Annotated in this window: 25 protein-coding genes; 15 read left to right on the forward strand and 10 right to left on the reverse strand. The window is 68.9% G+C overall.

Features of this window, described 5'->3' with window-relative positions; genetic code table 11:
* From C1926_RS15325 to C1926_RS15355, 7 genes are all read left to right on the forward strand, one after another.
* Positions 1-906 carry a peptidylprolyl isomerase gene (locus C1926_RS15325; protein ID WP_108746818.1) on the forward strand — a complete coding sequence of 302 codons (906 nt, stop codon included), beginning with the start codon at positions 1-3 and terminating at the stop codon, positions 904-906.
* 24 nt (positions 907-930) lie between these two features.
* Complete coding sequence (locus C1926_RS15330; RefSeq protein WP_108759774.1) at positions 931-2,262, forward strand: nitrate/nitrite transporter; 1,332 nt, start codon at positions 931-933, stop codon at positions 2,260-2,262.
* A 131-nt stretch (positions 2,263-2,393) separates the two neighbouring features.
* Positions 2,394-3,608, forward strand: a complete 1,215-nt coding sequence (locus C1926_RS15335) for a coproporphyrinogen III oxidase (protein WP_108759775.1) — start codon at positions 2,394-2,396, stop codon at positions 3,606-3,608.
* Positions 3,609-3,619: 11 nt separating this feature from the next.
* Positions 3,620-4,396 carry a helix-turn-helix domain-containing protein gene (locus tag C1926_RS15340; protein WP_079222080.1) on the forward strand — a complete coding sequence of 259 codons (777 nt, stop codon included), beginning with the start codon at positions 3,620-3,622 and terminating at the stop codon, positions 4,394-4,396.
* 19 nt (positions 4,397-4,415) lie between these two features.
* Entirely contained in the window at positions 4,416-5,159 is a 744-nt protein-coding gene (gene modA / locus C1926_RS15345) for a molybdate ABC transporter substrate-binding protein (RefSeq protein ID WP_079225244.1), read from the forward strand.
* Positions 5,160-5,162: 3 nt separating this feature from the next.
* Positions 5,163-5,846, forward strand: coding sequence for a molybdate ABC transporter permease subunit (gene modB / locus C1926_RS15350; RefSeq protein ID WP_108746815.1), 684 nt, complete (start codon positions 5,163-5,165; stop codon positions 5,844-5,846).
* Positions 5,836-6,504: an ATP-binding cassette domain-containing protein gene (locus C1926_RS15355; protein WP_108759776.1), complete on the forward strand. Its 669-nt coding sequence runs from the start codon at positions 5,836-5,838 to the stop codon at positions 6,502-6,504. The genes modB and C1926_RS15355 overlap by 11 nt, the downstream gene beginning before the upstream one ends.
* A gap of 137 nt (positions 6,505-6,641) precedes the next feature.
* On the opposite strand, the gene C1926_RS15360 is transcribed toward C1926_RS15355, so the two are convergent.
* From C1926_RS15360 to C1926_RS15385, 6 genes are read right to left on the reverse strand one after another with little or no spacing between them, the layout of a single operon-like run.
* Positions 6,642-7,442 carry a class I SAM-dependent methyltransferase gene (locus C1926_RS15360; protein ID WP_108759777.1) on the reverse strand — a complete coding sequence of 267 codons (801 nt, stop codon included), beginning with the start codon at positions 7,440-7,442 and terminating at the stop codon, positions 6,642-6,644.
* Entirely contained in the window at positions 7,439-8,215 is a 777-nt protein-coding gene (locus C1926_RS15365; RefSeq protein WP_108759778.1) for an ABC transporter ATP-binding protein, read from the reverse strand. Before C1926_RS15365 ends, C1926_RS15360 begins: the two co-directional genes overlap by 4 nt.
* Positions 8,212-9,228 carry an iron ABC transporter permease gene (locus C1926_RS15370; RefSeq protein ID WP_108759779.1) on the reverse strand — a complete coding sequence of 339 codons (1,017 nt, stop codon included), beginning with the start codon at positions 9,226-9,228 and terminating at the stop codon, positions 8,212-8,214. Before C1926_RS15370 ends, C1926_RS15365 begins: the two co-directional genes overlap by 4 nt.
* Positions 9,228-10,301, reverse strand: a complete 1,074-nt coding sequence (locus tag C1926_RS15375) for an iron ABC transporter substrate-binding protein (RefSeq protein WP_254057282.1) — start codon at positions 10,299-10,301, stop codon at positions 9,228-9,230. The genes C1926_RS15370 and C1926_RS15375 overlap by 1 nt, the downstream gene beginning before the upstream one ends.
* Positions 10,262-10,801 (reverse strand): DUF2478 domain-containing protein, encoded by a 540-nt coding sequence (locus C1926_RS15380; protein WP_108759780.1) that lies wholly within the window; start codon positions 10,799-10,801, stop codon positions 10,262-10,264. The genes C1926_RS15375 and C1926_RS15380 overlap by 40 nt, the downstream gene beginning before the upstream one ends.
* A gap of 2 nt (positions 10,802-10,803) precedes the next feature.
* Positions 10,804-12,789 carry a TonB-dependent receptor gene (locus C1926_RS15385; RefSeq protein WP_108759781.1) on the reverse strand — a complete coding sequence of 662 codons (1,986 nt, stop codon included), beginning with the start codon at positions 12,787-12,789 and terminating at the stop codon, positions 10,804-10,806.
* A gap of 183 nt (positions 12,790-12,972) precedes the next feature.
* Between C1926_RS15385 and C1926_RS15390 the strand changes: the two genes are divergently transcribed.
* Positions 12,973-13,779, forward strand: coding sequence for a TOBE domain-containing protein (locus C1926_RS15390; protein ID WP_108759782.1), 807 nt, complete (start codon positions 12,973-12,975; stop codon positions 13,777-13,779).
* Positions 13,780-13,846: 67 nt separating this feature from the next.
* On the opposite strand, the gene C1926_RS15395 is transcribed toward C1926_RS15390, so the two are convergent.
* The 4 genes from C1926_RS15395 to C1926_RS15410 all read right to left on the reverse strand — a co-directional run bounded on the left by C1926_RS15395 (position 13,847) and on the right by C1926_RS15410 (position 16,982).
* On the reverse strand, positions 13,847-15,376 hold the full coding sequence (locus C1926_RS15395) for a sulfite reductase flavoprotein subunit alpha (RefSeq protein WP_108759783.1): 1,530 nt from the start codon (positions 15,374-15,376) through the stop codon (positions 13,847-13,849).
* Positions 15,373-15,801, reverse strand: coding sequence for a PAS domain-containing protein (locus C1926_RS15400; protein WP_108746809.1), 429 nt, complete (start codon positions 15,799-15,801; stop codon positions 15,373-15,375). The genes C1926_RS15395 and C1926_RS15400 overlap by 4 nt, the downstream gene beginning before the upstream one ends.
* A 135-nt stretch (positions 15,802-15,936) precedes the next feature.
* Positions 15,937-16,251, reverse strand: coding sequence for an AzlD family protein (locus C1926_RS15405; RefSeq protein WP_216822015.1), 315 nt, complete (start codon positions 16,249-16,251; stop codon positions 15,937-15,939).
* Positions 16,248-16,982, reverse strand: coding sequence for an AzlC family ABC transporter permease (locus tag C1926_RS15410; RefSeq protein ID WP_108759785.1), 735 nt, complete (start codon positions 16,980-16,982; stop codon positions 16,248-16,250). Before C1926_RS15410 ends, C1926_RS15405 begins: the two co-directional genes overlap by 4 nt.
* Before the next feature lie 125 nt (positions 16,983-17,107).
* Here C1926_RS15410 and C1926_RS15415 point away from each other — a divergent pair, with 125 nt between their 5' ends.
* The 7 genes from C1926_RS15415 (at position 17,108) to gspG (ending at position 21,857) form a co-directional block, all read left to right on the forward strand.
* A complete protein-coding gene (locus C1926_RS15415; RefSeq protein WP_079222062.1) occupies positions 17,108-17,572 on the forward strand; it encodes an Lrp/AsnC family transcriptional regulator in 465 nt (154 codons plus the stop codon).
* A gap of 199 nt (positions 17,573-17,771) precedes the next feature.
* A complete protein-coding gene (locus C1926_RS15420) occupies positions 17,772-18,452 on the forward strand; it encodes an STN domain-containing protein (protein WP_108760725.1) in 681 nt (226 codons plus the stop codon).
* A 16-nt stretch (positions 18,453-18,468) separates the two neighbouring features.
* Positions 18,469-18,999, forward strand: coding sequence for a sigma-70 family RNA polymerase sigma factor (locus C1926_RS15425; protein WP_108759786.1), 531 nt, complete (start codon positions 18,469-18,471; stop codon positions 18,997-18,999).
* 69 nt (positions 19,000-19,068) lie between these two features.
* Positions 19,069-20,049, forward strand: coding sequence for a DUF4880 domain-containing protein (locus C1926_RS15430; protein WP_108759787.1), 981 nt, complete (start codon positions 19,069-19,071; stop codon positions 20,047-20,049).
* Positions 20,050-20,105: 56 nt separating this feature from the next.
* Entirely contained in the window at positions 20,106-20,657 is a 552-nt protein-coding gene (locus C1926_RS15435; protein ID WP_108759788.1) for a hypothetical protein, read from the forward strand.
* 144 nt (positions 20,658-20,801) lie between these two features.
* Entirely contained in the window at positions 20,802-21,362 is a 561-nt protein-coding gene (locus C1926_RS15440; protein WP_254057284.1) for a hypothetical protein, read from the forward strand.
* Between the two features lie 57 nt (positions 21,363-21,419).
* Positions 21,420-21,857 carry a type II secretion system major pseudopilin GspG gene (gspG, locus tag C1926_RS15445; RefSeq protein WP_108759790.1) on the forward strand — a complete coding sequence of 146 codons (438 nt, stop codon included), beginning with the start codon at positions 21,420-21,422 and terminating at the stop codon, positions 21,855-21,857.

Here is a 21,857-nt window from a genome sequence, read left to right on the forward strand (position 1 = left end):
ATGGGCAGCCTGCCGAAGTTCCTGCCGATCACCGTGATCGACTCCAATGCCCCGGTTCCGGCCGAGGCCCATTCGCACCACCACGACGCAGCGGAGCAGGGGCCGCGCTCGCTCGGGCAGCCGGCGCCGTGCCGGCTGTACGTGGACGAGACCGCGATCAGCGAGGCCGACATCGCCCGCGAGATGCAGCACCACCGGGCGATGCGCCCGGAGCAGTCGCGGGCCGAGGCGGCGCGTGCGCTGGTGGTGCGCGAGCTGCTGCGCCTGGAGGTGCGGCGGCTGGGCCTGCAGGCGCAGGAGGGCGGCCGGGTGAGTGACGAGGAAGTGCTGATCCAGCAGCTGATCGAGGACGCGATCGAAGACCGCGTGCCCACCGACGAGGACTGCCAGCGCTATTTCGAACAGAACCCGGAACGCTTCCGCTCGCCCGACCGCGTGCGCCTGCGCCATATCCTGCTGGCGGCACCGGCCGATGACGTGGCCGGGCGGCTGGACGCGCGCAACGAAGGCGAGCGGCTGGTGGCCGAGTTGAAGCAGGCCCCGCACCTGTTTGCTGATTTCGCCCTGCGCCACTCGCGGTGCCCCTCCAGCAGCGACGGTGGCGACCTCGGTTGGCTGCAGCGCGGGCAGACCACGCCGGAGTTCGACCGCCAGGTGTTCCGCCTGCGCGAGGGCCTGGCGGGGTTCCCGGTGGAATCACGCTGGGGCTACCACGTGGTCTGCATCGACGCCCGTGAGGACGGCCAGCCGCAGCCTTTCGAAGCGGTGCTGCCGCAGATCCGCGACTACCTGGAACTGCAGGTGCGCCAGCGCGAGGTGCAGGCCTACCTGCTGCAGCTGCAGGAACGTTACCCGGTGCGCGGGCTGGACGAGATCGAAGCCGAAGCCGAAGCCGGGAACGGCTGACCGACCCTTGAGAAAGGAGATTGCATGAACCAGGTCCTCGCCCCCGCCAGTGCCGGGCAGCAGCAGCGTGCGCTGTGGCTGAGCACGTTCGCCTTCACCGTGTGTTTCGCGGTATGGATGATCTTCTCCATCATCGGCATCCAGATCAGCGAGCAGCTGGGACTGAGCGACACCCAGTTCGGCCTGCTGATCGCCACCCCGGTGCTGACCGGTTCCATCAGCCGGGTCTTCCTCGGCATCTGGTCCGACCAGTTCGGCGGCCGCAAGGTGATGGTGCTGGTGATGCTGTGTGGCGCGGTGGCGACCTGGATGCTGACCTACGCGCAGACCTACACCCAGTTCCTGTTCGCGGCGCTGTGCGTGGGCATCGCCGGCGGCAACTTCTCGGTGGGCGTGGCCTATGTCTCGCGCTTCTTCCCGGCCAGCAAGCAGGGTACGGCGCTGGGCATCTTCGGCGCCGGCAACATCGGCGCCGCGGTGACCAAGCTGCTGGCGCCGCTGGTGATGGTGGCGGCCGGCTGGACCATGGTGGCCAAGGTCTGGGCGGTGGCCCTGGCGGTCACCGCCATTCTGTTCTTCCTGTTCAGCAAGGAGGATCCTTCGCTCGAGCAGCGCCGCCGCGACGGCGTCAAGCCGGTGCCGTTCGCCGAGCAGATGGCTCCGCTGAAGAACCTGCAGGTCTGGCGGTTCTCGCTGTACTACTTCTTCGTGTTCGGTGGCTTCGTGGCGCTGGCGTTGTGGCTGCCGCACTACCTGGTGGGTGCCTACGGCATGGACGTGGGCCATGCGGGCATGCTGGCGGCCTGCTACTCCATCCCGGCCAGCCTGTTCCGCGTGGTCGGTGGCTGGATGTCGGACCGGATCGGCGCACGGCGGGTGATGTACTGGACCTTCGGCGTATCGGCCATCTGCACCTTCCTGCTGGCCTACCCGGATACCGAGTACGTGGTGAAGGGCATCCATGGCCCGATCCATTTCCACCTGGCCATCGGCGTGGTGATGTTCACCGTGCTGGTGTTCGTGCTGGGCTTCTTCATGTCGCTGGGCAAGGCAGCGGTCTACAAGCACATCCCGGTCTATTACCCGCACCATGTGGGCGCGGTAGGCGGTGTGGTGGGCATGATCGGTGGGCTGGGCGGCTTCATCCTGCCGATCGTGTTCGGCGCGCTCAACGATGCGCTGGGTATCTGGAGCAGCTGCTTCATGCTGCTGTTCGTGCTGGTGGCCACGGCGCTGGCATGGATGCACTTCGCGATCCGCCGGATGGAGCGTCGCCACTTCCCGCAGATCGACCGCGAGACCGATCTGCCCGAAGCGATCGATGCGGCTGCGGCCGATCGTGCGCGTGGCAGGTAACTGGGTTTGCCGGCCGGCGGCCGGCACTACCGGGTGCGCGTGCCGGCCGCTGGCACGCATGTATCTCGCCGATGCACCACGCTTGATTTCAATCAGGGCAACGCGAAGAGGGACGCCCGAAGATGTCTGCCATGAGCTTCCACGTCGACCCGAGTGAGGACACCGCGCTGCAGGCAGCATTGCTGCGGCAACCCCGCCACGTGCTGTTCCCGGCGGCCGACCAGTTCAGTGCCGGCTTCGGCGAAAGTGGATGGCGCGGCGCCCTGCGCGCCAGCAATGAGCACCTGATCCCGCGCGGGCTGACCCTGGGCTTCCAGGCCGGCCGGGCAGGGCAGGCGGCAGCCGCGTCCGGCTACCTGGATACCCTGCTGACCGCATTGCGGCGCCAGGCCGATGCACTGGCCGATGATCGCGAGGTGGTGGCCATGGTGCTGCAGCTCGGCCTGGCCGAGGTGCTGGCGCCGGTGGCGTTGGGCCAGTTGCTGGATGCGGTGCCACAGCAGCTGCGCACCGTGGCGCGGCCGCAGGTGGAAGTCCGGGTGGATGCCGGCAGCACGCTGCCACCGTCGCAGCTCCGCGCCGTGGGCTGCACCCGTTTCAATGTGATCGACCGTGCTGATGCGCCGGGCCCGACCCTGCTGGCGCAGTCGCGCCAGGTCGGGTTCACTGCACGCTACTACCAGTTCCGCGTGCCGTCGGCGGAGGATGGTGGCTTCATCGAGCGCGTGCATGAAGTCCTGGCCGAGGCACCGGAACGCATCCTGTTGCCGGCACCGTGTGCCGTGCCCGAACGGCCCGCTGCGGATACGTGGCTGCAGACCTGGCGGCTGCTGCGCGACGCCGGCTACGTGGCCATCGGCGGTGACCACTACCAGCGCGGCGACCTGCCGGACCCGAACGGGCCGGGCGATGGGCAGCGCCATTGCGACCTGGCCGGCGTGCCACGCCGTGACCGCAGCGACTTCGTCGGCCTGGGCCTGGCGGCCTGCAGCCAGATCGGCGAGGTGTTCTACCGGCTGGAAGACGACCTGCAGGCCTGGCAGGCGCGCCTGCAGTCCGGACAGATCGGGGTGACGGCTGGCCTGATCCTGTCTGAACAGGAGCGACTGTCATCCGAGGTGGCACAGAGCATCGCCTGCGATCATTCCGTCGATGCCGCGGCGTTTGAATGGCGCAATGGCGTCGCGTTTGATGCGTGCTTCGCCGATGCACTGCCGGCCCTGGATCCGCTGCTGGCGCGCGGCTGGGCCCACTGGGACGGGCGCGTGCTCCGCCTGGCCGAAGAAGGGCACCTGCTGTGGCGTATGATGGCGGCATGTTTCCGGCCGGCGGCCGCCATCGCTTGAGTGTCGCTTCGATGTCCTTGACTCCGCCTTCCCGCGGCCGCCTCGGCCAGGCCACGCCGAACCCCGCCGCCGCCGATGATGGCGACGCCCTGCATTTCTGCAGCACCTGCGCGTTTTCCGATGCCTGCATGTCGCAGGGCTACGACAAGACCGCGCTGGGTGACCTGCACGTGCTGGTGGATCATGTCGGCCCGTTCCATGCGGGTGATTACATCTTCCGTGCCGGTGAACAGTTCGATTCGATCGCCGCGGTGCGCGCGGGCATGGTCAAGACCTTCGTCGATGACAGCCAGGGCAACGAGCAGGTGCTCGGTTTCAGCCTGCCCGGCGAAGTGATCGGCCTCAATGCCATCCATGGTTCGCGCTTCCCCTGCAATGCGGTAGCGCTGGACACGGTGCACCTGTGCCGCATCTCCTTCCCGAAGCTGAGCCTGCTGGCCACGCGCATGCCCGGGCTGCAGGCCAAGCTGTTCAGCCTGCTCAGCGCGGAGATCGGCAAGGTCGCCACGCTGGCCGCCAACCACCGCACCGAGGAACGCATGGCCGCGTTCCTGCTGGACATGTCCGAGCGTTACGCGCGCCGTGGTTTTTCCGCCACGCGCTTCAACCTGACCATGGCCCGCACCGAGATCGCCAACTACCTGCGCATGGCGCCGGAGACCGCCAGCCGCGTGCTGCGTCGCCTGAGCGATGATGGTGTGATCGCGGTCAAACAGCGCGAGATCCTGCTGCTGCAACCTGAGCGTCTGGCCGCCCTGGCGGTGGCCGACGAATCCGAACCAGACTGAATCCTGACGGGAGCCGATGATGAAACGTGCTGGACTATTGTTGCTGGGCCTGCTGGCCGCACTGCCGGCATGGGCCGCCGACCTGACGGTGTCGGCGGCGTCGAGCCTGACCGAGAGTTTCCGCGAACTGGGCGCGGCCTACGAGAAGGCGCACCCGGGCACCAAGGTTGATTTCAACTTCGCTGCGTCCGGGGTGCTGCTGCAGCAGATCAGCCGTGGTGCACCGGTGGATGTGTTTGCGTCGGCCGACGAGACCACGATGGACCAGGCCGAACAGCAGAAGCTGCTGGCGCCCGGCACCCGCGAGGTGTTCGCGGTGAACGCGCTGTGGGTGGTGGTGCCGCCGCAGGCCAAGGCCGCCCCGCGTGCCCTGAAGGATCTGGCGGGCGGCAGCGTGCAGCGCATCGCGCTGGGCAACCCTGACAGCGTGCCGGTGGGCCGCTATGCCAAGGGTGCGCTGGAAAAGGCGGGGCTGTGGCCGGCGGTGCAGGGCAAGGCCATCACCACCCAGAACGTGCGCCAGTCGCTCGATTACGTGGCGCGCGGTGAAGTGGATGCGGGCTTCGTCTACGCCACCGATGCGCAGGCCATGCCCGACCGCGTGCGCCGCGCGTTTGAAGTGCCGGTCGCCGGTCGCATCGCTTATCCGCTGGCAGTGGTGCAGGCCAGCACGCAGCCGGCCGAAGCCAAGCGCTTCACGGCCTTCGTGCGCTCGCCGCAGGGCCAGGCGATCCTGGTCAAGCACGGATTCGGCAAGCCCTGAGGCATGGATCTGGATTGGAGCGCCCTGGGCCTGTCGCTGAAGGTGGCCGGCTGGGCCACGGCGATCAACCTGGTGCTGGGCGTTGCGCTGGGTGCGCTGCTGGCGCGCAGGCGCTTCCCTGGCCGTGAGCTGCTGGATTCGATACTGACCCTGCCGATGGTGCTGCCGCCCACGGTGCTGGGCTACTACCTGCTGGTGCTGATCGGCCGCAACGGTCCGATAGGCGTGTGGCTGCAGTCGTGGTTCGGCATCAACCTGGTGTTTACCTGGCAGGCGGCGGTGATTGCCGCAGCGGTGGCCTCGCTGCCGCTGGTGTTCAAGCCGGCGCGCGCCGCGTTCGAAGGCGTGGATGGCCAGCTCGAGAATGCGGCACGCACACTGGGCGTGTCCGAGGCCGCGGTGTTCTTCCGCATCACCCTGCCGCTGGCCTGGCGCGGCATCCTGGCCGGCCTGCTGCTGGCGTTCGCGCGGGCGATGGGCGAGTTCGGTGCGACGTTGATGGTGGCGGGCAGCATTCCCGGCCGCACGCAGACGCTCTCGATTGCGATCTATGAAGCGGTGCAGGCCGGGCAGGATGGCAAGGCCAATGCGCTGGTGATCCTGACCTCGGTGGTGTGCATCGTGATCCTGCTGCTGGCCGCGCGGCTGGTAGGCGGGCGCCGGCAGGAGCTGCGCGATGTGGCTTGATCTGCAGGTTCACCGGCCGATGCAGGCGGCCAGCACGCAGTTCGTGCTGGACGTGGCGCTGCAGTGCCGGCAGCGGCAGGTGGTGCTGTTCGGCCCGTCCGGTGCGGGCAAGAGCCTGACCCTGAAGGCCGTGGCAGGCCTGCTGCGGCCTTGGCACGGCCACGTGCGGCTGCAGGGCCAGGTGTTGTTCGACAGTGCCGCGGGGGTGAACCTGCCACCGCAGCAACGCCGGCTGGGCTATGTATTCCAGGATTACGCGCTGTTCCCGCACCTGAGCGTGCGGCAGAACGTGGCGTTCGGGCTGCACCGCGGCTGGCTCAATCCTCGCCGCGCCGTGCGCAATGATGCGGTGGAGCGCTGGCTGCAGGCCTTCCGCATCGACCACGTGGCCGATCTGCTGCCGTCGCAGGTGTCTGGCGGCCAGCGCCAGCGTACGGCGCTGGCACGGGCGCTGGTGACCCAGCCGCAGGCGCTGCTGCTGGACGAACCGTTCGCTGCACTGGACCACGATCTGCGCCAGCACCTGCGCCAGGAGCTGGAAGCGGTGCTGGATGAAACGGGCATCCCGCTGCTGCTGATCAGCCACGACCCGCGCGATGTCGAAGTATTCGGCCAGCAGGTGGCCCGCGTCGTGGACGGCCGCATCGTCAGCGATTGAGGTAGTGCCGGCCAGGTGCCATGCCAAAGCGATCAGGCGGCCCGCAAGGTGGGCGGCAGGAGGCGCCAGGGTAGTGCCGGCCGCTGGCCGGCAACCGCGCAGAGCAGAGCAGCCGGCCAGCGGCCGGCGCTACCCGGTCAGCAGTCCGTCGCCCACTGGATGAAGGCCCAGCGCCGTGTCGGTGCCATGCCAAAGCGATGCTGCGGCGAGCGGGCATGCCAGGCGCGCACGCGTTCCTGCTCGTCCTCATCCAGTGCACCGAACAGGTCCACCGCTTGGCGCAACAGGCCTTCGGCGTCCTGGTCCACGTCGCGCACCGATTCGGGCAGGTAGTCGACCTGCGGGTCGCGGCCCATGTCCAGCAGCATGTTGATCGGGTAACGGTGGTCGGGCATCGGCACCCACTCGCGGCCCAGCAGCTCAGCCAGTTCCGTGACACCGGCACGCGGGCCGGTGGCGAAGGTGATGCAGGCGCGCTGCCGTGCATGTGCATCCAGCCTGCGCAGTGCGGCTTCCAGGTCCGGCACCATCAGCGAGCGCGAGGCAATGGCCAGGTCGCAGCGCGGCACGGCCTGCCAGTCATCGGTCCAGGAGAGCGGCCACGGGGTGACATTGCCCACGCCGTCGCGAGCGATGGCCGCACGCAGTCCATCGAGCATGCCGCTGCTGTAGTCCAGTGCATGCACCTGCTCCACCTGCGCGGCGATGGGCAGGCTGAGCAGGCCGGGACCGCAGCCCACGTCCAGCACGGTGGCAATGCCAGTGAGATCGAGCCGGGCGAGGAAGGCCTCGCTGTAGTCATCATGCCGGCGCTTCCAGCTGGACTGTGCCGCCCGCGCGTCCCAGGCGCTGGCGGGCTTGGGCTGGAAGCCGCAGGCCAGCAGGTGCTGGCGGTAGCGGGCACTGTGGTCGATGGGCGGGGGAAGCGGGGTGTTCACGATCGTGCTCCAGATGCGGGAAGTGCGGCGGCGACGCGGGCAGCATCGACGCCATAGAGGGCGGCCAGCCGCGCGGGCGTGGCGATCTCCTGCGCGCGACCGAGCGCCGTCAGGCTGCCCGCCGACATCAGCGCGATGCGATCGGCCACCTGCAGCGCGTGCTGCGGTTGATGGGTGGACAGCAGCACGCCGATGCCGCGCCCGGCCAAGCGGCGCACGGTATCGAGGATGTGCAGCTGGTTGCCGAAATCGAGACTGGCGGTGGGTTCGTCCATCACCAGCAGCTGCGCCTGCTGGGCCAGGGCGCGGGCGATCAGCACCAGCTGCCGTTCGCCCCCGCTGAGGGTGGTCACGGTGCGGTCGGCCAGCGCCTGCAGGCCCAGTTCGCGCAGGCAGTCTTCGGCGATCGCTTCATCGGCGCGGCCGGGTGCGGCCAGCAGGCCCAGGTGCGCAGCGCGACCCATCGCCACCACGTCGCGCACGCGCCAGGCGAACGGCAGTGGCGCGGCCTGGGGCACGTAACCCATTCGCCGCGCGCGCGTGGCGCGGTCAAGCCCGCGCAGCGGCTGGCCCAGCAGGCGTACCTCGCCGGCCACCGGTGGCAGCAGCCCGAGCAGGGTACGGAACAGGGTGGTCTTGCCGCAGCCGTTGGGGCCGAGCAGGCACATCACTTCGCCCGGCTGCACCGACAGCGCGAACGGTGCGCCCAGTGACACCCCGGCATGGCCGATCACCAGGGCGTCTGCATCCAGCAGCAACGGGGGCGGGCTCATGCACGACGCTCGCTGCGCGCCAGCACCAGCAGGAAGCAGGGCACGCCGACAAAGGCGGTGAGGATGCCCAGCGGCAGTTCGATCGGCGCCACGATGCGTGCCAGCGTGTCGGCCGCCAGCAGGAAGCTGGCGCCCAGCAGCAGGCTGGCCGGCAGCAGGCGGCGGAAATCCGCGCCGACCATCAGGCGGGCGATGTGCGGGACTACCAGCCCGACCCAGCCGATGATGCCCGCCAGTGAAACCGCGGCGGCGGTGCACAGCGTGGCCGCTGCGATCAAGGTCCAGCGCAGCGGCGTCACCGCCACGCCCAGTGCGCTGGCTTCCTCGTCGCCCAGGCTGAGCAGGTTGACCCGCCAGCGCAGCAATACCAGCGGCAGCAGGCCGATCAGCAGCAGCGGCGCGGTTACCCGCAGATCATCGGTGACCACCGAGTTGAGGCCGCCGAGCAGCCAGAACGTGATGGATGGCAGCTGGGTGTACGGATCGGCCAGCAGCTTCAGCAGCGAAATGCCCGCGCCCAGCAGTGCGGAAACCGCTACGCCGGCCAGCACGAGCACCAGCACCGGATCATGCCGGCGCACCAGCGCGGCCACCATGCAGACCAGGCCGACCGCACCCAGCCCACCCGCAAAGGCAATGCCCTGTACCAGCAGCATCGGCAGGCCGAGGAACAGGCCCAGCGAAGCGCCGAGGCCGGCGCCGGCGGAGACGCCAAGAATGTCCGGCGAGACCAGCGGGTTGCGGAACATGGCCTGGTAAGCCGCGCCGGCAGCAGAGAGCACCGCGCCGATCAGCACCGCGGCCAGCACGCGCGGCAGGCGGATATGCCAGAGCGCGGCCTGCACTGCCGGAGGGCTGGGCTCGCCGATGCCGAACAGCTGCCAGCCGATGGCCTGCAGCAGCGCGCCGGGCCGCACGGGGAACTGGCCGACCGAGAACGCCGCCAGCACCATCGCCAACAACAATGCCCAGCCACCCACATGCCAGGCCCAACCAGGAAGCGGACGCCGCATCAGCTGCGCGGGTCCAGGTGGCGTGCGATGTCGGCGGGCAACGGCTGGCCCCACAACAGCAGATGCAGTGCCGCCAGCCTTGCGTGCAGTGCGGCCGGTGCCAGTGCCGGCGCTGCGCCGGGGTGCAGCTTGGACAGCAGCCAGGGCAAGCCTGGCAGGCGGTTGATGCCCGGCGGGCCGTCCAGCCAGCCGAACGGCAGCACCGGCGCGCAGTGGAGGCGGCCCTCGCGTACCGCGCGCAGGGCGCGCCAGCGCGGATCCTGCACGGCGCGTGCGGCAAAGCCGGCATCCTGGGTCAGGATCACGTCCGGGTCCCAGGCCAGCAGCTGCTCGAACGATACGCGCGCCAGGCCACCGCTGCCGGCACTCGCTGCGACGTTGCGGCCGCCACAGAATTCGATCACCTCGGTATTGATGGAGCCGGACAAGCCGCTCTCCAGGCCATCGCTGCCGCGGCCGTAGTAGACAGTGGGGCGGGATGCGGGCGGACGCGTGGCCAGCACCTCGCGCACCAGTGCCAGTTGTGCTTCTGCGGCCTTGGCCAGCGCTTCGCCGCGCGCAGGTACGCCCAGCAATCTGCCGACGTGGCGCAACTGCGCGGGATGGTCGGGCAGCCGGCCTGCGATCAGCTCGAAGGGGATGGCGGTCTGCTTCCAGACGCGCTCGGCGCCGTCGCGATAGTTGGCATCGAAATCCCCGGCGTCCAGCACCAGGTCCGGCTGCATCGACAACAGGCGTTCCAGGCTGACGGTGCTGCCACGGCCGGCGAGGCGGCCGACGACGGGCAGGGTGCGCAGCGATGCCGGCAACTGGGCCAGGGCATCCGGCGAAACCTTCATCGGCCAGCCGAGCAGGCGGTCCGGCGCCACGGCGGCGATCAGCACGGCGGCCGGCGGACCGGCCGCGAACACGCGCCTGGGCGTGGCCTTCGGCGCACCCAGGCGCAGCACGCGCTGGGCGGGCATGGCCAGCAGTTCTGCACTGGCGGCCAGCAAGGGTGCCAGCGCGAAGGCCTGCAGCAGCGCACGCCGCCTCATGCCGCCGCCACCGGTGCGCTGCGGCAGGCATTCCACCAGCGCTCCAGTGCATCGGCGTCGGCGGGCAGTTCGGCGGCCAGCCCGCCAGTGAATTCGCGCCAGGCCTGCAGGTAGGGAAGCTTCACCGCGGTCAACACGGGAATGTCGGCCATCATCAGCGCCAGCAGTTCGTCGGCCATGCCGCCGCCTTCCGATTCCAGCGTGCCGAAGCGGTTGGCGATGGCCAGCTCGGCGGGTTCCTGCAAGGCGCGGCGCAGCACGACGCTGGCATCGGCGATGCCGCCCGGGTCCAGGTTGCAGCCGCAGGACGCCGGGCCGAGCGCCTGGCTGATGGGGTAGCGTGAGCCGGGGTCGGTCACGTCCATCAGCGCCATGCGCTTGCCGTTGGCAGTGGGTTCGTGTGGCAGGTGCACCAGCCCGCGCACGCGTACCCCGGCAGCCAGCTGGCGCGCGGCGAACGCGGCCAGCAGTCCGTCGGGCTCGCCGCTGTGGTCATGCACGATCGCGGCGATGCGCGGTGTCGGGGTGGTGCCCATGCTCAGAACCTCCAGTTGGCGTTGGCGAACCAGGTGCGGCCGGGCATCGGGTAGCCATCGGCCAGCTCATACCACTTGTCGCCGATATTGCGCACGCCGACGTCGAAATCCAAGGCGTCGCGCGGGGCCCAGCTGGCCTTCAGGCCGACGATGCCGTAGCCGGGCAGGGCACGTACCGGGCGCGCGGTGTCGGCGTAGCTGACCTTGCGCCCCTGTTCGGCTTCCACCGTGGCCTGCAGCTTCACCTGCGGCAGCATCTGCCAGCCAACCGCCATGAACAGGCGTTGCCGCGGGCTGTCGAGCAGGGCGACGTCGCGGTTCTGCAGGTTGGTGCGGCGCAGCCAGGTGTAGCTGCCCTGCAGGTTCCAGTCATCGCCGAAGCGCTGCTGCAGGCCCAGTTCCACGCCCTGGTGGCGGGCCTTGCCGATGTTCTGCGCCTGGTTGCAGGTGCTGCCGCCGCAGTCGGTCGAGGCCACGATGGCGGTCTGGATCAGGTCGTCGATGCGGCTCTGGAACAGCGCGGCCTGCAGCTGGCCGCCTTCCCACCAGCGCCCGCGCAGGCCCAGTTCGAAGTGGGTGGCGTGTTCGGGGGCGAGGTCCGGGTTGGGCAGGGCCGCACCCATGCGCGCCGAATAGCGGTCCTTGATGGTCGGGAAGCGCGTGCGCCGCGCGACGCTGGCGTACCACTGCTGGTCCGGCGCCATCTGCTGCACGTACTCGACCACGCCGTTGGTGGCGTCGGTGCTGCCGGTCGGCCAAAAGTACACGCGCTTGGCCTCGCGGCGGTCGTGGCCGATGCCCACGCGCAGGTGCGAGGTATCGGTGAGCGCGATGCGGTCTTCGATGGCCACCGAGGTGGTGACATCGCGGTAGTCCTTGGTCGGCGAATGCGGGTTGCTCTCGCTGTGCTTGTCTTCCTTGTAGTGCACCGCCAGCTGCAGTTCCTGGCGCGGCAGCACGGTGGTGGCCAGGGTGATCGAGCCGCCGACGGTGCGGTCGTCGTAGATGCTGGGGAAGTTGGCGTTGTCCATGGCCACCTGGTAGGTGCCATCGGTATAGGCATCCAGGCCGTTGCCGTAGGTATCGCGGTAGACGCGCGTGCGCAGGGTGGTGTGTTCGCCCAGGGCGGTGTTGCCGATGAAGTACAGGCTGTCCTTGTCCCACCAGGGCCAGCGCCAGTAGCGGATGCCGCTGCGCGCAGTGCCGGTGTAGACCGGGTTGCCCTTCTCGCCGTCCTGGCGTGCATAGCCGATGGCGTACTCGTCGCCTTCGCGCGGCGTGTAGCCGAGCTTGAACGACAGGCGACGGTCTTCGCGCTGGGCATTCTGGCGCTCGCTGCCGGTGTCTGTGGGCACGCGCTTGTAATCGACGAAGCCGTCGGGCAGTGGGAATTCATCGGCTTTCAGGATCGATGCGCCCAGCTGGTAGTACCAGTCGCCCTGGCGGCCGCCAAGGTTGAAGGCCGCCTTGCGCTCGCCGCCATCGGCGATGCCCAGGCGCACATCGCCTTCGAAGGGGCGATCAGGGCGGCGGCTGACCAGGTTGATCGCACCGCCGAGGATGTTGGGGCCATACAGCAGCGAGGCGCCACCGCTGGCGACCTGGATCTCGGCGAGATCGAAGGTGGTGAAGCGGCCGAAATCCACATAGCCGTCGTAGGGCACGTACAACGGGATGCCATCCAGGAACACCGGTACCTGGCGCGCATCGAAGCCGCGCAGGTAGACCATGTCCTCGTTGCGCGAGTTGTGGGCGAGGCTGACGCCGGGCAGCACGCTGACGGCCTCGCCGACGGTATTGCGGTCCAGCTGCTGGATGCGTTCGGCATCCAGGCGGCGCTCGGCCACGGTGGCCGACGTGCCGCGGGTGGCGTGCACGTCAACCGTGCCCAGGGTGAATACCGGGGGCGGCGCGGCCGCCTCGAGGGCGTGTGCGGAGAGAGGGAGCAGCAGGGCCGACAGGGGTAGAACGAAACGACAGGTACGCATCCTCGCGAGTCCTCGGGTTCGTTATATCCACGATGATATAACGGTTGGCAGAGGTCAACTTGATGACCGACCGGGGTAGTGTCGGCGGTGCGGTGAATGGGCACCTTGATTCATATCAAGGCCGGTGCGGTGCAGCGACGCCTTACACTGGGGGCCCGCACGCGCGGCATGGAACGGAGCACGATGAGCGAGGCCGACCCCACCCTGGAACTGCAGGGCAACCTGTGGCTGAGCATTGCCGGGCAGAACCTGGGCGGACGCGGGCGCTTCGCCCTGCTGGGTTTGATCGACGCCTGCGGTTCGATCAGCCAGGCCGCCAAGCGCATGGGCATGACCTACAAGAACGCCTGGGATGCGGTGGACGCGATGAACACCGCGGCCGGCGAACCGCTGGTCGCGCGAAGCGTGGGCGGTCGCGGTGGTGGCGGTGCGCGCCTGACCGAGCGTGGCCGGCAGCTGATCGCGCGCTTTGAACAGGTCGAGCGTGCGCACCGCGCATTCCTGCAGTCGCTGCAGGCCACCCCTGGGCTGGACGAGGATCTGGCCCTGATCCGGAGAATCGGCATGATCACCAGTGCACGCAACCAGTTCGACGGGCGCGTCAGCGCGCTGGCCAACGGCGCCGTCAATGACGAAGTGCAGATTGAAGTCGCGCCCGGCGTGGCGGTGGTCGCCACCATCACCCACGGCAGCGTGGAATCGCTGGGCTTGGCTGTGGGGGTGCCGGCGTATGCGCTGGTCAAGGCGTCCTCGGTGATCGTGGCGCAGGGCGATGGCACGCGGTATTCGGCACGCAACCAGTTCAGTGGCACGGTCGAGCGCATCACCGAAGGCGCGGTGAATGATGAGATCGTGGTGGATATCGGCCATGGCTGTACCGTGGTGGCCATCATCACCCGCACCAGCACCCGCGCACTGGAGCTGCAGGAAGGCGGCCCGGCCACGGTGCTGTTCAAGGCATCGAGCGTGATTGTCGGCGTGCCGATGTAACGGCGAAGGGCAGCAGCGCCCCACGGTTGGTAGCGCCGGGCCATGCCCGGCGGAATCGATCCAGCCGTCAATACAGCTCGCAGTGGGTGCGGCCTTCACCGCGCAGCGTCTCCCAGCGCCCCTCGCCACCGATCGCATCGATGGCCTCACGCACCGCTGCTTCCAGGTGCCGCTTGTTGCCGCACAGGTACAGGTGGCCACCACGTGCCAGCAGATCACGCACTTCATCGGCGCGCTGCTGCAGCACATGCTGCACGTAGACCTTTCCGGTGCCGTCACGCGAGAAGGCGGTATGCAGGCCGGCCAGCAGCCCCCGTGCGTGCCAGTCCTGCAATTGTTCGCGGTACAGGTAATCGTGTTGCCGGTGCTTCTCGCCAAACACCAGGTGCACGTCGCGCGCGCGCGTGCCGGCCTGCAGTTCCTGCATCAGGCCCATCAGCGGCGCGATGCCGGTACCGGTGCCGACCATCAGCAGCGGCACATCGGCGGCGTCGGGCAGGTGGAAGCCCGGGTTGGACCGGCAGTACACGCGTGCATGGCCGGCACCGTGCAGCAGGCTGCCGGTGGCGGTGCCGCAACGCTCGCGGCCGCGAAGGTGGTATCGCACCTCGCGCACGCACAGGCTGACCTGGTCGTCGCCGGGGTGCGAGGCAATGGAGTAGGCGCGGGGCAGGCGCGGCGAAAGGATGTTGCACAGCCGGTCCAGCGGAACGCTGTCCGGCGTGGCATGGTCCTGCAGCAGGTCCAGCACATCCAGGCCGTGCAGGTAGGCGTCCAGTTCGCGCTTCTGGCTGACCTTGAGCAGGCCTTTCAGCGTTTCGCTGCCGCCAAGGCGGGCCAGTTCGCGCAGCACGCTCTTGCTGGGCAGGCGCAGCTCGCGGTCCTGCAGCACCGTCACTGCAGCGGGATCGCCGTACCACGTTGCGAGTGCCTGCAGCAGCGACGGATCGTTGTCCGGCACCACGTGCAGGGTGTCGCCAGCCCGGTAGGCCATGCCGCTGCCGGCAATGTCGAGCTGCACGTGCCAGGCAGCGGGGTCGCTGCTGTTCAAGCGGCGGCGCTCAAGGATGGGCGCGGCAAAGGCGTTGTCTTCGCCGTAGGCGGTGACCTGCAGGCGCAGGTCCTGGCCGGCGACCAGGTCCCCCTGCAACACCTGGCCCAGCACCGGCTGCCATTGCTGGAAGAACTGCTCGTAGCCGAGATCGGCATCCACGCGGTGCAGCAGCGGCTGCGCCTGGCGCTCGCTCAGTGCGGCGTCCAGCGCCTTGGTGAAGCCACAGAAACTGGGGTAGCCGGTATCGCCCAGGCCGAACACGGCGTAGCGCAGCCCGCTCAGCATCGGGGTCTGGCGCAGCGTTTCAAAGAACTGCTCGCCATTGGCGGGCGGTTCGCCGTCGCCGAACGAGCTGGAAATGGCCAGCAGCACGTCGCCGTGGCCGAGGCTGGCCACGTCGATGTCGTTGAACGGAAGGACCTGCGGCGCGTGCGGCTGCAGCTCCGCGCCCAGGCGCTGGGCCAGGGCGCGGGCATTGCCCGACTCGGACGCGAAGCCCACCAGCAGGCGGCTGAAGGACGTACTGGTCGGGAGGGCGTTCACGCGGCCTCGTAGAAATCGTCGAACTTTTCCTTGCTGAACTCGACCAGGTCGTAGTTCTGCATCAGGTCATTCACCACGCGGCGGATGCTGATGTACGAGGTGATGTTGCCTTCGGCATCGAACAGCGGCTGCACGGTGGTGTCGACCACGTAGAGCACGCCGCCCTTGCCCAGGTTCGGCACGATGCCGGTCCAGGTCTTGCCGGCCTTGATGGTGTCCCACATGTCCTTGTAGACGGCCTTGGGCACGTCAGGGTGGCGCACGATGCTGTGCGGCTGGCCGATCAGCTCCTCGCGCGCGAACCCGGTGAGCGTGCAGAACAGGTCATTGGCATAGGTGATGTTGCCCTGCAGGTCGGTGGTGGAGATCACCATGACGTTCTGCATGGCGTTCAGCAGCTGGGCGTTGTCGGGGGAGTAGCTCATCGCAGGTCCTTTGGATGCCGGTGACGCCGGCGTTGGGGTTCCTGCATAGAGATACGCGCACGGCACGCGGCGCGGATTGATATTGGTCAAGTGTGCCCGCGCCGGACCCTGCGACCGGGTGACGCAGGGGATGCCTCACCCCATCACGTGGCGCAGTACTCCCGCCGAAACGACACCGATCAGCACCGTCGGCAGCATCGACCACCGCGTGGCAGCCAGCAGGGTGATCGCCAGCGCGGCAAGATCGGCCGGATGGCTGGAAACAAAGTCCGGTGCGATCACCGAGATCAGCACGCAGCCCGGCGCCGCTTCCATCACCGTGACCGCGCGCTTGCTGAGGGTGCGGTTGCGCAGGGCCAGGTAGCCAAGGATGCGGGTGAGGTAGGTCACGGCCGCCATCAGCACGATGGTCAGCAAGGAGGTCCAGTGGATCACTCCGCCGAGGATCATGCCGCGTCCTCCGCCAGCAGCCACGCGGCGGCAAGCCCGGCCAGCGCACCGCTGGCCACGTACCACGCGCCGGGCACCAGCAGGTAGGTGCCTGCGGCCACCAGCAGGCTGGCCAGCCAGGGGCGAGCGGCCTTCATGCCCTGCCACATGCCGCGCAGCAGCACCAGGAACACGGCCGGGAAGGCCATGTCGAACCCATAGGCGTGGATGTCGCCCAGCAGCGGCCCGACCAGCGCGCCCAGCGTGGTGAACACCACCCAGACCGTGTACAGGCCCGCCGATACGCCCAGGTAATAGGCCAGGCTGAAGCCGCGCCCACGGTGCCGTGCATCGGCCACGCCCAGCGCCCAGCTTTCATCGCACATGAAGAACAGCGCGGGCAGGACCCGGCGCCGCGGCAGCTGCTGCAGCAATGGGGCGATGCTGGCGCCCATCAGCAGGTGGCGGCTGTTGACCAGGGCGGTGATGGCCACGATCAGGGCAATGTGCGGCGGCGAGGTCCACAGTTCCACCGCGGCGAATTCGGAGCCGCCAGCGAAATTGAGGCCGGTCATCAGCGGCACTTCCAGCGCGGTCAGGCCCTTCTGCGCGGCCTGGGCACCCAGCACCAGGGCAAAGGGAAGGAACCCGATCATCACCGGGATGGCGGCGCGCAGGCCGCGCAGGAATTCGGCGCGGGGTGCGGTGTCGCAGGCGGGGGCGGGCAGGGGCAGGGTGGTGCGGGCGTCCATGGAGCGATCGCAGGTGGGGGGACGACCATGCTAACGGCCAGCCCCTCGAATCGGGTTGCGTTGATGCCGTGTTGATCCGAATATCTGCAATCCTGTGCGCGCCTTCGCCATTCCAGTGAAATCCCATGCAGAACGAGCTCGACAGCCTGGACCGCCGCATCCTTGATGCCCTGCAACGTGACGGGCGGCTGCAGAACCTGGAGCTCGCCCGGCAGGTGGGGCTGTCTCCATCGGCCTGCCTGCGCCGGGTGCGGCTGCTGGAGGAGGGGGGCTACATCGACCGCTACGTGGCGCTGCTGAACCCGGCCAAGGTCGGGCGCGGCTTCACGGTGTTCGTGCGGGTGTGGCTGCGCGGGCAGGACGAGGACACCACCAACCACTTCATCAACAGCATCAAGTCTTTCCCTGAGGTGCTCGAGTGCCACCTGATGGCGGGTGACTGCGACTTCCTGCTGCGGGTGGCCGTGGCGGACCTGGATGCGTACCGGCAGTTCCAGATCCGGCACCTGAACCGCATCGCGGGCGTGCAGAACACCAAGACCGAGATCCCGATGCAGCGGATCAAGCAGACCACCGAGTTGCCGCTCTAGGGCACCCCCGGGCATGGGCCGACGCTGCTGGCAGGGAACGAGGTAGCGCACCGGCTGCCCGCAGGGCAGCGGCCGCGCCGGTCATCGCAATGAAACGTGCAGCCAGTACGGTTTGGGTCCGCTTGCCGACCGTGCGCAGGCCGACCCCGGGGTCGGGCCGCGTGCCGTTGTTGCAGCTGCTGTCGCTGCCGAGGGTCATGTGTTCGACGTCAGGGGGCTGAATGGACACCGTGCGGTCAGAACCTGGAAAGTGGCCATCGCCGCATGGTTGCTGCTGGCTTTCGTCGCTGTCGCGCAGGAACCGGCACAGCGCTTCGATATTCCCTCGCAGCCGCTGGAACAGGCGGTCGAACGCTTCAGCGTCGCCAGTGGGTGGTCGGTGATGTACGCCGGCGATCTGGCGGCGGGCCGTCGCAGCCATCCGGTGCAGGGCACCCTGGCACCGGCCCAGGCCCTGCGCGAGCTGTTGCGCGATACCGGCGTCGACGCCGAGACCATTGATACGCAGCGCGTGGTGCTGCGGCTGGCCGCTGTCGAGGCTGCGGCGGGCCCGATGTTGCCCGTGCTCTCCGACACGGAGCGTCGCCGCCGGTTGGGTGGCGTGCAGCAGCGCCTGCGCAGCGCGTTCTGCGGCGACCTCGACCTGCACCCCGGCCAGTACACCGCCACGCTGCAGTTCCGCATCGATGCCCGCGGCCAGGTGCACGACCCCGATCTGGTGAGCGGTACCGGCAACCCGCGCCGTGACGCGCGATTGCTGCAGGCGCTGCGTTCGCTGGTGCTGGCACCGGAAACGGCCGCGCTGCCGCAGCCGGTGGTGCTGCAGATCCAACCCTCCGCCGGCAACCACGACTGTGGTGGCCGCGCCCCCCTTCCATGAATTCAAGGACGCGAAAATGAGCAACGGTACCGCCGGGGCGGCAGACCTGATGGATCACCTGCTGGGGGGCTACGACGAACTCAAGCGGCGGCTGGTACGCAAGCTGGGCTCGGAGGAGCTGGCCGGCGACGCGCTGCAGGACACGTGGATGCGCCTGAGCGCGCGCCGCGACCGGCTCGACCCGGTGCAGAATCCTGCGGCCTACCTGCTGCGCATGGCGATGAACACCGTCATCGATCGGCAGCGTGCCGACTACAGGCTGCTGAGCCTGGAAGAAGTGGATGCGCTGATGGACATGGCCGACCCGGGCCCGGGACCGGCGCAGGCGGCCGAGCAGGAAATGGCGCTGGAAGACATGGTGGGGCTGCTGCAGCGCATGCCGGAACGCCGTCGCCGCATCCTCCTCACGATCCGCGTCGATGGCCTGCAGCAGCGCGAAGTGGCCGAGCAGCTCGGTGTTTCGCTGCGCCTGGTGCAGCGCGAGCTGAAGGCCGCACAGGACTATCTGGCCGAACGCAGCGGGCAGGGGCGCCAGGTGCGGTTCTGAGCCGCGCCGTCCGTCTACACTTTGACGCCGAGCAGAACCCCGCAGTGTGCGGGGACGGCATGAGCCCCCATGGACGCTGACGACCGCCCGCACCGCACCCTGGACGCCATCGAGCGCCAGGCGCACGCGTGGGTGGTGCGGCTGACGTCCGGCGAAGCGACGGCCGCCGATGGCCGCGCGTTCCGTGACTGGTGCGATGCAGACCCGTCCCATCGCCAAGCCTTTGCCCAGGCACGACGCCAGTGGGAGCAGGTACGCGTGGCGGGCGGGCAGGTGCCCGCGGCGGCACGCCAGCCACAGGTGGCCACGCCTGCCCAGCGATGGAGCCGGCGCGCCTTCCTCGGGGCTGCGGTCGCCGCCCCGGCGTGCCTGGTCGTGGCCGCCGCAGTGCGGCCGCCGATGGGGCTGTGGCCATCGGCGAGTGCGCTGGCCTCCGATTACCACACCGGCACCGGCGAGCGCCTGCGCATCACGCCCAGCGTTGACGTGGCCATAGAACTGGATACCCAGAGCAGCCTGCGCCGGCGCAGCGACGGCCGTGGTGAAGGCTACGAGCTGGTGCAGGGCCAGGCAGCGTTGCAGACTCTTGCCGGCGCACGGCTGGCGGTGTTCGCCGGGCAGGGCTGCGTGCTCGCCGATGAGGGGCCGGTGCGGCTGGATATCCGCAATACCGATGACCAGGTGCGGGTGACCTGCCTGCGCGGCAGCGTCCGCATCGAACATCCCCAGGGCCGCCTGCAGCTGCAGGCCGGCCAGCAAACCCGCTATGACGAACGCCTCAGTGGCGTGGTAGCCGAAGCAGTGGCGGCCGAGGTCGGCGCCTGGACCGACGGCATGCTGGTGTTCCGCCGCGCGCCACTGCACGAGGTGGTGGCAGAGATCAATCGCTACCGCCGCGGCAAGGTGATGCTGGGCGAGCGCGCACTGGCCCGGGCGCCGGTCAGTGGCCGTTTCCGCATCGACGACCCGGACGCAGCGCTCGAGCAGCTGCGGCTGACGATGTCGCTGGGCCTGCGTCGCTTTCCCGGTGGCATCGCCGTCCTTGGGTAAAGGGTGGCGCGTACCGTCGGGGTACGGGCGGTCAATACTCAACGGGGGAGCCACGGATGCGCAACGAGACCATTGGCGTGCTGGATCTGCGCCGCAACCTGTCTGCGCTGCTGGAAACCACGCAGCGGCAACCGCTGATGGTGCATCGCTATGGCTCGCCCTGGGTGTGCGTGCTGTCCGATGCGCGCTGGCAGCAGCAGGCCGTGCTGCTGGAGTTTGATCCGCAGTCTCACCCACTGTCGATGCTGTTGCGCCTGCAGCGGCAGGCGCTGCCGCTGCCCGAAGGCGGCACGCTGCCACCGGCCGCCATCGCCCGCGCGCTGCTGTTGCTGGCCATGCATGACATTGCCGACCTGGTCGAGCTGCACGACCAGGTGCTGCATCACCGCCTCTGGCACTGGTTCGTGGCGGGTACCCACGGGGTGATGGACGGCTGGAGGTTGCCCGCGCTGCGCACGGCCGTCGCGGCGTGGACGGACGATGCCGGCCTGAGCGAAGCACTGGCGGCATTCGCACGGCGCAATGACGTGGCGGTGCTGGCCCGGCGCTGCGGTGGCGAGGCGCCGCGCATCGATCGCGATGCCTGCAGGATGATGACGCTGCAGTGACGCAATGAATGAAGCAGGGTGCAGCGCACAGAGTTGCACATGCACTGTCGCTTCGCGGGCGCTGGCGGCGTCTCTTCCAGCAGACGACGCACATCGCGTCACAGTGCACGGGCGACGCCGATGGCAGAAAGTCGCAGGGTCAGCATGCTGGAGCTTGATCGCCACCTGAGCCAGTCGCTGGAACAGGCACGGCATGCGCCATTGAACGTGCAGCGCTACGGGCATTCGTGGGTGTGGATGCTGTGCAGCGATGCCTGGGCGGACGCCATGCGCTGGGGCGCGCTGGATTGCAGCGCGCATCCGCTGATGCTGCTGCGGCGCGAGCTGGACCCGCTGCTGCAGCCATGGCCGGATGCAGTGGCACCGCTGTTGCCACTGGAGGCCGTGGACATGCGCATACTGCAACGTGCGGCGCTGCTGGTGGCAATGCGCGGCCTGCACAGCCCGCAGCGGCTGCATGATGACCTGCGGCATCAGCAGGCCTATCGCCGCTTCATCGGCCTCGGCCATGGCCTGGCGTGGACGCCAACGGACTGCGTGCGCCTGCTGCACGCCTGCGCGCACCCGCTGCTCGTGACGTGGACCGACGCAACGCTGGCCGGGATGCCGGCAGTGCTGCGCGATGCGGCGTGCGCACCCCGCGTACGCGCAAGGTTTGCAGAGGATCCGCCGCAGCGCACTGCAGGCGGATGTTTATCGTACTGACACATGCATCGCTGAGCATGGCGCAGCGGTCTCTTCCAGGATGACGAGGGCGGAACAATGGCAATGCAGTTTCGTGGTCGCAGGGCTCGGCAGCAGGGCTTCAGCCTGATCGAGATCATGGTGGTGGTGGTCATCATCGGCATCCTCGCCGCACTGATCGTGCCGCGGTTGATGGATCGGCCGGACCAGGCGCGCGTGGTCGCGGCGCGGCAGGACATCGCCGCACTGATGCAGGCGCTGAAGCTCTACAAGCTGGACAACGGCCGCTACCCGGACGCCGGGCAGGGCCTGCAGGCACTGGCGAAACCCCCGCAGGGCAGTGGCGCCCTGCCGGCCACGCCGTACCTTGACCGCTTGCCCAATGATCCGTGGGGCCATCCCTACCAGTACCAGGTGCCTGGCACGCACGGCGATATCGACGTGTTCTCGCTGGGTGCAGACAGCAAGCCCGGCGGCGATGCCGGGAATGCGGACATCGGCTCCTGGCAACTGTGA

The sequence above is a fragment of the Stenotrophomonas sp. ZAC14A_NAIMI4_1 genome (genome assembly GCF_003086915.1).
Taxonomy (GTDB): Bacteria; Pseudomonadota; Gammaproteobacteria; order Xanthomonadales; family Xanthomonadaceae; genus Stenotrophomonas.

Bases quoted from the DNA above. Each gene is read 5' to 3' on its own strand.
- C1926_RS15325 (WP_108746818.1), top strand. From the start codon at position 1: ATGGGCAGCCTGCCGAAGTTCCTGCCGATCACCGTGATCGACTCCAAT.
- C1926_RS15330 (WP_108759774.1), top strand. From the start codon at position 931: ATGAACCAGGTCCTCGCCCCCGCCAGTGCCGGGCAGCAGCAGCGTGCG.
- C1926_RS15335 (WP_108759775.1), top strand. From the start codon at position 2,394: ATGAGCTTCCACGTCGACCCGAGTGAGGACACCGCGCTGCAGGCAGCA.
- C1926_RS15340 (WP_079222080.1), top strand. From the start codon at position 3,620: ATGTCCTTGACTCCGCCTTCCCGCGGCCGCCTCGGCCAGGCCACGCCG.
- modA (WP_079225244.1), top strand. From the start codon at position 4,416: ATGAAACGTGCTGGACTATTGTTGCTGGGCCTGCTGGCCGCACTGCCG.
- modB (WP_108746815.1), top strand. From the start codon at position 5,163: ATGGATCTGGATTGGAGCGCCCTGGGCCTGTCGCTGAAGGTGGCCGGC.
- C1926_RS15355 (WP_108759776.1), top strand. From the start codon at position 5,836: ATGTGGCTTGATCTGCAGGTTCACCGGCCGATGCAGGCGGCCAGCACG.
- C1926_RS15365 (WP_108759778.1), bottom strand. From the start codon at position 8,215: ATGAGCCCGCCCCCGTTGCTGCTGGATGCAGACGCCCTGGTGATCGGC.
- C1926_RS15370 (WP_108759779.1), bottom strand. From the start codon at position 9,228: ATGCGGCGTCCGCTTCCTGGTTGGGCCTGGCATGTGGGTGGCTGGGCA.
- C1926_RS15380 (WP_108759780.1), bottom strand. From the start codon at position 10,801: ATGGGCACCACCCCGACACCGCGCATCGCCGCGATCGTGCATGACCAC.
- C1926_RS15385 (WP_108759781.1), bottom strand. From the start codon at position 12,789: ATGCGTACCTGTCGTTTCGTTCTACCCCTGTCGGCCCTGCTGCTCCCT.
- C1926_RS15390 (WP_108759782.1), top strand. From the start codon at position 12,973: ATGAGCGAGGCCGACCCCACCCTGGAACTGCAGGGCAACCTGTGGCTG.
- C1926_RS15400 (WP_108746809.1), bottom strand. From the start codon at position 15,801: ATGAGCTACTCCCCCGACAACGCCCAGCTGCTGAACGCCATGCAGAAC.
- C1926_RS15405 (WP_216822015.1), bottom strand. From the start codon at position 16,251: ATGATCCTCGGCGGAGTGATCCACTGGACCTCCTTGCTGACCATCGTG.
- C1926_RS15410 (WP_108759785.1), bottom strand. From the start codon at position 16,982: ATGGACGCCCGCACCACCCTGCCCCTGCCCGCCCCCGCCTGCGACACC.
- C1926_RS15415 (WP_079222062.1), top strand. From the start codon at position 17,108: ATGCAGAACGAGCTCGACAGCCTGGACCGCCGCATCCTTGATGCCCTG.
- C1926_RS15425 (WP_108759786.1), top strand. From the start codon at position 18,469: ATGAGCAACGGTACCGCCGGGGCGGCAGACCTGATGGATCACCTGCTG.
- C1926_RS15430 (WP_108759787.1), top strand. From the start codon at position 19,069: ATGGACGCTGACGACCGCCCGCACCGCACCCTGGACGCCATCGAGCGC.
- C1926_RS15435 (WP_108759788.1), top strand. From the start codon at position 20,106: ATGCGCAACGAGACCATTGGCGTGCTGGATCTGCGCCGCAACCTGTCT.
- C1926_RS15440 (WP_254057284.1), top strand. From the start codon at position 20,802: ATGCTGGAGCTTGATCGCCACCTGAGCCAGTCGCTGGAACAGGCACGG.
- gspG (WP_108759790.1), top strand. From the start codon at position 21,420: ATGGCAATGCAGTTTCGTGGTCGCAGGGCTCGGCAGCAGGGCTTCAGC.